This window comes from Kitasatospora putterlickiae, assembly GCF_039527695.1.
Classification (GTDB): Bacteria; Actinomycetota; Actinomycetes; order Streptomycetales; family Streptomycetaceae; genus Kitasatospora; species Kitasatospora putterlickiae.
In genome coordinates, this window is the sequence record NZ_BAAAKJ010000152.1 from 11,980 (window position 1) to 22,183 (window position 10,204).

The 10,204-nt window shown below is 74.1% G+C and carries 7 protein-coding genes; 2 read left to right on the forward strand and 5 right to left on the reverse strand.

The annotated features are described in order from the left end of the window. Positions 1 to 171: 171 nt before the first annotated feature. From ABD308_RS15745 to ABD308_RS15760, 4 genes are all read right to left on the reverse strand, one after another. The gene (locus ABD308_RS15745) at positions 172 to 1,602 is read right to left on the reverse strand and encodes an aspartate aminotransferase family protein (RefSeq protein WP_344333994.1); all 1,431 of its coding nucleotides are present in this window, start codon (positions 1,600 to 1,602) and stop codon (positions 172 to 174) included. Next, entirely contained in the window at positions 1,599 to 3,008 is a 1,410-nt protein-coding gene (locus ABD308_RS15750; RefSeq protein ID WP_344333996.1) for an NAD(P)/FAD-dependent oxidoreductase, read from the reverse strand. Before ABD308_RS15750 ends, ABD308_RS15745 begins: the two co-directional genes overlap by 4 nt. Then, entirely contained in the window at positions 3,005 to 4,240 is a 1,236-nt protein-coding gene (locus tag ABD308_RS15755; protein ID WP_344333997.1) for a DegT/DnrJ/EryC1/StrS family aminotransferase, read from the reverse strand. The genes ABD308_RS15750 and ABD308_RS15755 overlap by 4 nt, the downstream gene beginning before the upstream one ends. 128 nt (positions 4,241 to 4,368) lie before the next feature. Next, on the reverse strand, positions 4,369 to 5,607 hold the full coding sequence (locus ABD308_RS15760; protein WP_344333998.1) for a GNAT family N-acetyltransferase: 1,239 nt from the start codon (positions 5,605 to 5,607) through the stop codon (positions 4,369 to 4,371). 374 nt (positions 5,608 to 5,981) lie between these two features. Here ABD308_RS15760 and ABD308_RS15765 point away from each other — a divergent pair, with 374 nt between their 5' ends. Further along, positions 5,982 to 6,293 carry a hypothetical protein gene (locus ABD308_RS15765; RefSeq protein ID WP_344333999.1) on the forward strand — a complete coding sequence of 104 codons (312 nt, stop codon included), beginning with the start codon at positions 5,982 to 5,984 and terminating at the stop codon, positions 6,291 to 6,293. A 146-nt stretch (positions 6,294 to 6,439) separates the two neighbouring features. Further along, a complete protein-coding gene (locus ABD308_RS15770) occupies positions 6,440 to 9,505 on the forward strand; it encodes a non-ribosomal peptide synthetase (protein WP_344334001.1) in 3,066 nt (1,021 codons plus the stop codon). Between the two features lie 84 nt (positions 9,506 to 9,589). On the opposite strand, the gene ABD308_RS15775 is transcribed toward ABD308_RS15770, so the two are convergent. Beyond that, positions 9,590 to 10,204, reverse strand: a 615-nt coding sequence (locus ABD308_RS15775) for a GlxA family transcriptional regulator (protein WP_344334002.1), incomplete at its 5' end; no start/stop codon positions are given.

Sequence of the window (10,204 nt, forward strand, 5' to 3'; positions counted from 1 at the left end):
GCAGCAGCAGGGCGGGCGGCACCAGCCGCAGCGCCAGGGCGACGCCGGCCCGGTAGTGCGGGGCGAGCCGGCCGAGGCTGCCGAGCACATGGGCGCGGGCGGCCGCGCGGGGGCCGGGCTCGGCCAGGGCGGGGTGGCGCAGTGACCAGATCCGCAGCAGGAGGTCGACCGTCACGGGCGCAGCCTCCCGGTGGCCAGTTCCTTGGCGAGCCGGCCGAGCAGGCGGGCCGGGCCCTGGGCGAGCACGTCGTCGAGCGCGTGCAGGAACGTTTCCGCTTCGGGTTCCTCGGCGACCAGCGGCGGGGCGACGATCAGCGGCAGGCCGTGGTTGGAGCCGAAGAAGGTGAGGACGCCGTGGTCGCGGTAGAGGGCCGCGATGACCGCTCCGGTGATGAGTTTGGTCCGAAGCCGGGGGTCTCCGCCGAGTGCTGCCGGGAGCAGCGGCAGCAGCCGGTCGAGCGGGGCCGGTCCGGCCTTGAGGAAGACGCCGTGCAGGGCGCCGGTTCCGGCGGTCGAGGCGACCAGGGAGCGGTGCCGGCCGGCGATGTCGCGCAGGCCCGCCTCCAGGACGGCGCCGAGTTTGCGGGCGCGCCCCGGGTAGTCGTCCTCGACGGCGACGGCGACGGCCTCCAGCGCGGTGGCGGTCTCCTCGCCGAAGCCGTAGTAGGTGGTGCTGTGCAGGGTGGCGTCCTGGAGGGTGTCGTAGGCGCGCCGGAAGACGGGTTCGCGGGCCACGTATCCGGCGATGGACGCCTTGCCACCGCCGAAGGACTTGGACATCGTCACGACGTCGGGGACCAGTCCGGGGTGGTGCATGAAGTGGAACAGCGCGCCGGTGCGGCCCCAGCCGGTGTAGACCTCGTCGAAGATCAGCACGATGTCCCGCTCGGTGCACAGCCGGCGGACCTCGCGCAGGAAGTCCCCCGGGCAGGCGCGCAGGCTGGAGGCGCTGAACGGTTCCAGGACCACCGCGTAGACGTCGCTGCCGCCGTCCAGCGCCTGGTGGCGGTCCAGGGCGAGGGCGAAGGAGTCGAGGTCGCCGTAGCCGAAGAAGTCGGTGCCGGGGATCCGGGGGTAGTCGAAGTGGAGTTCGGGCGAGGCGGTGAGGCTGCCCGCGCCGAGCAGTTTGCCGTGGAAGGAGATGTCGGTGTGCAGCACCGTGCCGCGCCGGCCGGCGTGGTACTTGTAGGCGAGTTTGACGGCGCCTTCGACCGCCTCCGCGCCGGAGTTGGGGAAGTAGCTGATGTCGAGGTCGCCGGGCAGCAGCCGGGCGAGGTTGTGGCTGAGGGCCGCGACGTAGGGCGAGAGGTAGTTCTTGTGGACCTCCATCCGGCGCTGTTCGGCGAAGCGCCGGCGGGCGGCGAGGATCCTCGGGTGGTTGTGGCCGTGGTTGAGGACGCCGATCCCGCCGGTGAAGTCGAGGATCCGCCGGCCGTCGCGCAGGGTGATCCAGCAGCCCTCGGCGCTCTCGACCAGGTCGTGCCCGAAGCCGAAGGCCCCGACCAGGGAGACCTGGCTGCGGCTGACGAAGCTCCGGTAGAGCGTGTGCACCTGTTCCTCGGTCAGGTTCTCGGCGGCCGCGATGTCCAGCAGGTCGGTCATACCGCCTCCTCGGTCGGTGTCGTGCGCGGTGCCGCGCGTTCACGGGTGCGGATCCGGTCGGCGATCAGCCGTCCGGTGGTCCGGCCGTGCCGCACGGCGTAGTTGGTGCCGCGGTCCTCCGGGAAGACCTGCGCCATGCTCGACATGTAGAGGCCGGGCACGGCGCACTCGACCTCGGGGACGCGCCGGGAGTACCCGGGGGTGATCACCGGCTGGGCGTGCTCGGCCCGCCAGACGTGGTAGCGGTGCACCCAGTCCTCGCGGAAGCGCGGGAACATCCGGCGCAGGTGGGGCAGGCTGTGCCGGTAGACCTCCTGGTCGCTCATCCGGTACAGCTCGGCGTCGGCGGGGAGGTACTTCGACAGGTAGACGAGGTGCCGGCCGCCGTAGCGCTCCGGGCTGTCGAGGTTGGTGTGCTCGATGACGCCGACGTAGGGGAACGCCGGGTCGGTGACGTTGAGCCAGTACGTGTCGGACAGGGCGCGGCGGTTCTCCAGGACCAGGCACAGGTTGGCCAGGTAGGGGACGGCGCGCAGCCGGCGGACCAGCCCCGGGAGGGCGGGATGGGCGCCGAGGTCGCCGTCGAGCATGCCGGCCAGCAGGCCGGGGGCGGTGGTCACCAGGACCCGGCGGGCGCGCAGGACGCGCCCGCCGGTCCGGACGCCGGTGACGCCGTGCCGTCCGACCAGCACCGCGTCGACCGGGCTGCCGGTGCGCAGGTCGACGCCCAGGTGCTGGAGCCGGTCGCGCCAGGCGTCCAGCAGGGCCCCGGAGCCGCCCCGCAGGTAGTGCAGCACCTCCCGCCCGGAGCGGGAGCGGCTGCCGCCCCGCAGGTGCAGCTTGGTCCACATCCAGGTGGCGCCGACCTGGGACGCGTAGGAGCCGAACTTGCCTTCCAGCAGCGGGCGCCAGACCACCTCGAAGGCGCGGCGCCGGCCGAGCTGGACCAGCCACTGCTCGGCGGTGAGCCCCTCCAGCTCCCGCCAGTGCCGCACCCGGCCGGCCCGCAGCGCGGACAGGCCGAGCCGCAGCCGGTCGGCCGGCGGGAGCGGGGCGAAGCGCAGCACGTCGAGCGGGCTGGAGAGGCGGTACACCGCGTTGGCGTGGTAGACGCCGGTGCTGGTGGGGTGGCGTTCGACCAGGTCGGCGCAGCCGAGTTCGGCGCAGAGCCGGAAGATCTCGCGGTCGGAGTCGAACCAGTGGTGGTAGAACCGCTCCAACTGGCGGTCGCCGACCGGGAAGGTGGCGGCCAGGCCGCCGATCCGGTCGGCCGATTCGACGACCCGGCAGCGAAGGCCGGCCAGGGCGAGTTCGTGCGCGGCGGCCAGGCCGGTGAAGCCGGCGCCGACCACGATCACGTCGGCGTCGTCGGCATCGGCGTCGGGTGCCGGGTCGGCGGCGGTCACGGGCCCAGCACCGCGGCGACGGCGGCGTTGAACCGCTCGGCGACGGCGTCGACGTCGGCGAGGGTGCTGCGGGCGGTCAGCCCGAAGTCGGCACCGAGGTAGGTGTCGGTGAGGCCGATGGTCAGCGCGAGCGAGCGGGCCAGTACGGCGTCGGTCCGCGGCAGGGCGCCGGGCCGGTAGTCGTGCCGCGCCTTGCCGGGCGGCCGGCGGAACGGGCTCGGGCGGGCGTCGCCGGCCATCAGGGCGGCGAGTTCGGGCAGGCCGCCGTAGTAGTGCTTGGGCGAGTGGAGCAGGGTGCGGGTGCCGAGTTCCTTGGCCACGGCGTCGGCGCTCGCCGCGTCGTCGAAGACGTGGACCAGCAGGGTCGCGCAGTCGCCGTCGGCGTCGTGCAGCGGGCGCGGGCGCAGGCCGTCGCGGGCCGGGATCGCGGCGGACAGCGCCCGGGCGAGCGTCCGGTTGTGGTCCAGGATGGCGTCCAGGCGGGCGAGTTGGGCACGGGCGACGGCCGCGGTGAAGGCGTTCATCCGCAGGTTGAGGCCGAACAGCAGGTCGCCGTCCCCGGTCTCCTGGCCGTAGGGGAACCAGCCGTGGTGGTGGAAGGAGTAGGCGCGCTGGAAGACCCGCTCGTCCGGGGTGAGCAGGAAGCCGCCGTCACCGCCGGTGATCACCTTGAAGATGTTGGTCGAAAAGGCACCGGCCTGCCCGAAGGTGCCGACCGGTCGGCCCCGGTAGGTCGCGCCGCAGGCCTGGGCGGCGTCCTCCAACAGGTACAGGCCGTGGTCGTCGGCGATCTGCCCGAGGGCCGCCAGGTCGCACGGCGCGCCGAGCATGTGGATCGGCATGATGGCCCTGGTGCGCGGGGTGATCCGGGCCAGCACGTCGGCCGGGTCGAGGGTCAGCGATTCGTCGATCTCGGCGAGCACCGGGGTGGCGCCGGCGAAGACGACGGCCGAGGTGGAGGCGGTGTAGAGGTAGCCGGGCACGATGACCTCGTCGCCCGGTCCGATGCCGAGGGCGGCGAGGGCGGCCAGCAGGGCGGAGGTGCCGCTGTTGACGGCCAGGCAGTGCGGGCTGGCGAAGCGCGCGGACAACTCCTGCTCCAGGCCGCGGATCTGGGCGTCCACCCCGGGCGGGCGGGAGTGCGCGTCGGAGGTGGCGAGCCAGGAGTCGACGACTTCGAGGAGGTTGCGGCGCTCCTCGGCGCCGAAGTTCGCGTATCCGGGACCGGGCATGAGGCTCCTAGGGCAGGCGTCGACCGGTGGTCGATCGGATGTCGGGGAGGGGGCGGCCGGTGCGCGGGCGGCCGGGTGCGCACCGGCCCGGTACGCGGGCGGGTGCGGGCGCTCCGGGCGGTGCGGCGTCAGAAGACGATCGGGCAGAACGGGGCCGGGTCGTGGCGGAACGCCGTGGCCGCGGCGCGGACGGCGCCGGGGCGCAGCTCGCGGACCAGGCCGGCCCGGGCGAGCTGCCCCAGGGAGGTGCCGCCGAGGTGCACCGCCCCCAGCTCACGGACCCCCAGTTCCAGGTCGGCCGGGGCGGTGGTGGGCCGGCACTCGCCGCCCTCGGGGCCGGTGCGCAGCCGGAACCGCCGCTCGTTCCACGGACAGAGCGGGTCGGTGACGTCCAGGACGAGGTCGGTCTCGGTGGCGTAGCCGCGCTGTTCCAACGCCCGGTCGACGTCCACCAGGCGCACGTGGAGCTGGTCGCGCAGCACGGGCGCCGCGCTGCGGGGGTCGGTGAGCAGGGCGAGCACCGGGTCGTCCACCGGCCGGTCGGCGACCACGCTGCCGGCCAGGTCGACGTCGAGCAGGGCGTGCCAGAGCGCCGTGTGCGAGCCGGGGTCACGGGCGAACAGCTCGCGCACCGACACCTCGTAGCGCGGCACCGCGCCTTCCCAGGCCGCGGTGAGCCGGTAGAGGGCGTAGCCGGAGGGCTCGCCGTCCTGCTCGGCCACCATGCAGAGCAGCCGTCCGGATCCGCCCCGGTGGTCGGGCAGGTCGAGGACCGCGCGGGCGGCCCAGGCCGCGTTGCGGCCCAGCGTCCCGGGGCGCTCCCGGACGCAGTGGGCGTAGACGGCGGCGAGCGCGGCGGTGTGCTCCGCCGGTTCGCCGATCCGGACGGTGCGGTCGGTCCGGTCGCCGCCGTCCAGCCGCAGGCCACGGGCGTGCCGGTGGATCCGCACCTTGGCGGCCTGGCTGGCGAGGCCGAACCCGAAGCGGCCGTAGATCCCGGCCTCGGTGGTGTTGAGGGCGGCCACCGGCTCGCCGCCGCCGTCGTGCAGGGTGTGCAGGACCCGGCGCACCATGGCGCTCATCACGCCGCGCCGCCGGTGCTCGGGCGCGACGCTCACGTAGCCGAGGCCGGCCACCGGCCGGGGGCCGCCCGGCAGGGTCATCTCCAGGGAGTAGACGGCGCAGGTCCCGCTGACGCGGCCGCCGGTGCGGGCGACCAGGGAACGCTTGGGCTCGAAGATCGACGCGGCCGAGGCGTGGTAGTCGGCGGAGTGCCCGTAGCCCCCGTACGCCAGCTCCACGACCGGAGCGAGATCCTCCCAGGAATCCGCGGCGGATATCTCCGGGGCAGCAGGGAATTCAGGCATGGTTATCACGCGCTCCTCGCATGCTGAAGATTCACGGAAATTCAGATCATGACGGTCCGGAATATGAGACGGCGCGTTTCCGGAGACAGGTGGACCGGCGCACACAGACGATCGGTGACCAGACCACGGCAGAAGCCACAGGTATAGCACGGTCGAACCACATGGCGTCAAGGAGCCGAAAGGGCAGCCTTGTTGATCGAACCCAAGAATCGATCATTACCCGCAACCGGAATCTTGACGGTTCGCATTCAGCGCCCTTGTGATCAATGGAAGATTCACCCAGACTCGGCAGCGGCGGATGATCCCTGGCAAGCCAGCGATCCATTCTGGTCCGCCCCCCTGCCCGTTTCTCTGACCACAGCGAGGAGACAGGTATGTCCAACCCCAGGTTCATCGCCGGCAACACCGCCATCGACGACTGGCAGCAGCACGTCGAGGACGACAACGGCACCGGTATCTACATCGACGTGGACACCTCCGCCGGGAACTTCAGCGAGACGCCGGTCTACACGGCCAACCTCTGCGGCCGCGACTCGATGTGGACGACCACCGGCGGGAACACCATCTACACCCCGACCTCGAAGGGCTTCCGGATCTACGTCCGCTGGCAGGACGGCCGCCCGCTGACGGTCGAGTACGCCGTGAGCCACGGCTGGTACATCAGCTGGGTGGCGACCGAGGTCTGAGGACCGGCACGGTCCCGCTGAGGTTCCGATCCGCTCCCGGGCCGGCCGGTGGCCGCACCTGCTGCGGCCGCGGGCCGGCCCGGGCGCGTCCGTTCCCCGCCGCCCACGCCTCCGCCCTTTCCTCGTTCAGCAACCAAGGGAGATCCATGCGAGCCCCGACCGAGCGGCAGCTGGGCCAGTACTGCGGCGACACCGTCCCCCACCACCCGGACGTCACCGCCTGGAGCCTCATCGAGGCCGCGGCCGCCCGCACCCCCGACGCCGTCGCGGTCGAGCACCCCGGCGGCACCCTGACCTACCGCGCGCTGCTGGCGCGGGTCGACGCCCTGGCCGCCCGGCTGGTCCGCGCCGGGGTGGGGCGGGGCGACCTCGTTCCGCTGGTGATGGCCGGCGGGCCCGAACTGCTGGTCGCCATGCTGGCCGTGATGCGCTCCGCCGCGGTGTTCGTCCCGCTGGACGAGCAGTGGCCCGGCCCGCGCCTCGGCCCCATGGTCGACGCCTGCCGCCCCGCCGCCGTCCTGCTCTCCCCCGGCGCCGGCACCGACGGCTGGTCCGCCCCGGCCCTCGCCGTCGAGCCGGTCTCCCGGCCTCCCGCAGATCCGCTCGCGGAGCCGGCCGCGGAGCCGGCCGCGGGCCCGGTGCAGGCCCCACCCGAACGGCCGGCGCCCGCGCCGCCCCGCCCTGACGAACTCGCCTACGGCTTCTACACCTCGGGCTCCACCGGGACCCCCAAGTGCGCCCTCAACCTGCACGGCGGGCTGGCGAACCGGCTGCTCGCCATGGGCCGGCGGTTCGGCACGTCCCCGGACAACGTGGTGCTGCAGAACAGCCGGCACACCTTCGACTCCTCGCTGTGGCAGCTGCTCTGGCCGCTCAGCTGCGGCAGCCGGGTCGTCATCCCCCGCCCGCACGACGTCCTCGACCTCACCGCGACCGTCGAGGTCATCGGGCGCCATCGCGTCACGATGACCGACTTCGTGCCCACCATCCTCACCGCGCTCGTCGAACTCCTCGATTCCCAGCCCGAGTTGGTTCCCGACCTGGCGAGCCTGCGGATGCTGCTGGTCGGCGGCGAGGAGATCGCCCCGGACAGCGTGCGGGCCCTGCGCAAACTCCTCCCGCGGCTGAGGGTGACCAACACCTTCGGCCCCACCGAGGCCTCGATCGGCTCCGTCTTCCACGAGGTGACGCCCCAGGACCCCGTCCCCGTGCCGATCGGCCGCCCGATCGACAACACCTGGGCGGTCGTGCTCGACGAGCACGGGAACCCGGCGCCCGACCGCGAGGTCGGCGAGATCTGCATCGGCGGCGCCTGCCTGGGCGCCGGCTACCTCGGCGACCCCGAGCGCACCTCCCTGGCCTTCGTCACGAACCCCTTCCCCGGGCTCCCCGGAGAGCGGATGTACCGCACCGGCGACCTCGGCCACTACGGCGCCGACGGCCTCCTCTACTTCGACGGCCGGCGCGACCAGCAGGTGAAGATCGGCGGCGTCCGGGTGGAGCTCTCCGAGATCGAGTACGCGATCACCTCGCACCCCCTGGTCCGCGAGGCCAAGGTCCTGGTCAGCGACCAGGGCGGCGGGCAGCACCTGGCCGCCTTCGTCACCCTGCGCGGGGAGCTGACGAAGGGCCGGCTCAGGTCGCACCTGCGCGCGCTGCTGCCGGCCGAGCTCATCCCCAAGCGGTTCGTCCGGCTCGACGCCGTCCCGGTCAACGGCAACGGGAAGACGGACCGCAAGGCCCTCGCCGAACTGCTCAAGTCCCGCGCGCCACTGGACCCGAACGGCTGGACCGCCGCCGGCGGCAGCACCGAGCGCACCCTCGCCGAGCTGTGGAACGCCCTGCTGCCGGAACCCGTCACCAGCCCCGACGCCGACTTCTTCGACAGCGGAGGCGACTCGCTGCGCGCCCAGCGGCTCGCCCTCGCGGTGTCGGCCCGCTTCGACACCCCGCTCTCGCTCCGGGACATCGTCCACGCGCCGACCATCGCGCTGCAGGCCGCCGCGCTCGACGGCGGCCGCACCCTGCCCCCCGCCCCGCCCGCCACCGCGGCCTCCGCCACCGACCTCACCCTGCCCGCCGACATCCGGCCGTCCGGCACCCCGACCGGCCCGCCCCGGCACCTGCTGCTCACCGGCGCCACCGGCTTCGTCGGCGCCCAGCTGCTGCGCGACCTGCTGGACGGGACCGACGCCACCGTCCACTGCCTGGTCCGCGCCGACGGACCGGCCGCGGCCCGCCGCCGGCTGGCCGACGCCCTGCACCGGTACGGGCTCTGGTCCGGGCGGACCGGCCACCGGATCCACGCCGTACCCGGCGACCTGGGCAGCCCCCGGCTCGGCCTCTCCGCCGCCGAGCACCGCCGGCTGGCCGAGCAGGTCGACACCGTGGTGCACGCCGGCGCCCTGGTCAACCTGGTGCGCGGCTACCGCGCCCACCGCCGCGTCAACGTCACCGGCACCGTCGAACTCCTCCGGCTCGCCGCCACCGGCCGCCCCACCACGGTGCACTTCATCTCCACCCTGGCCGCCTGCCCCACCGGGCCGGCCGGCGACACCCCCGTCCCCGAACTCCCGGTCCCGGCCGGGCGCACCCCCGACACCGGCTACGGGCAGTCCAAACTGGTCGCCGAACACCTCGTCCAGCTCGCCGCCGATCGCGGCCTCGCGGTCGCGGTGCACCGGCTCGGCGAGGTCATGCCCGCCACCGGCACCGGGATCCCCAACCCCGGTTCCCGGGTCGAACTGCTCATCCAGGCCTGCCTGCGGGTCGGGGCCTACTTCACCAGCGACCTCAGCACCGACTACACCCCGGTCGACCACGTCGGCCCGCTGCTGGCCGCCGCCCTCACCCACCGTCAGACCGGCTACTTCCACCTGCTGCGCCCCGGCCCGCTGCCGCTCGACGACCTGCTCGGCGCCTTCGGATCCGCGTTCGGCCTGCGCGAGGTCGAGTACCGGGACTTCTGGCAGGCCGTCCAGCGGGCGGCCGCCGCCGACCCCGACAACCGTCCGCTCGCCGGGGCGCTGGCCCTGCTCCCCGTGCCGACCACCCGCCCCGACCGCTCACCGATGGCCTTCGAGGACGCCGCCGCCCGCTTCGGCACCACCCGCGCCGCCCGGCTCGCCACCCTCGCCACCACCCGCCCCGTCCCCTCCAACCACGACGGCCTGCAACGCTACGTCGCCCACCACGCCAGACACCGGACCTGACCTGACCTGCCCGCACGCCGGAACACGGCCTCCGGCGGACGGGAGGTGCCCCCACGCGCGTGGACTCCGCCGCCCGGCCCACCCCTACGAGCGGAAGGTGGCCCGGTACTCCGCCGGGGAGGTGCCGACGTGGCGGTGGAAGGCGGCCCGGAAGCTGGCGGGGCTGCCGAGGCCGCTGAGCCGGGCGACCTGTTCGACGGGCGTGGTGGTGGTCTCCAGGAGTTCACGGGCCCAGTCGATCCGGGCGGCGGTCAGCCAGGCCATCGGCGAGGTGTCGGTCTCCTGCTGGAAGCGGCGGATGAAGGTCCGGCGGGACATGTGGGCGCGCCGGGCCAGCTCGTCCACGCTCTGCCGGTGGGCGAGGTTGTCGAGCATCCAGGCGCGCAGCGGCGCCAGCTCGTCGCCGCGCGCGGCCGGCCGGAAGCGCTCGATGAACTGCGCCTGGCCGCCGTGGCGTTGGGGCGGCGCGACGAGGGCCCGGGCGCGGGCGTTGGCGACCGCCGCGCCGTAGTCGCGCCGGATGATGTGCAGGCAGAGGTCGATGCCGGCGGTCACGCCCGCGGAGGTGAGGAGGTCGCCGTCGTCGACGAAGAGCAGGTTCGGCCTGACGTCGATCCGCGGGTGGCGGCGCTGCAGGGCGGCGGCGTCCCGCCAGTGGGTCGTCGCGGGGCGCCCGTCCAGCAGCCCGGCCGCCGCCAG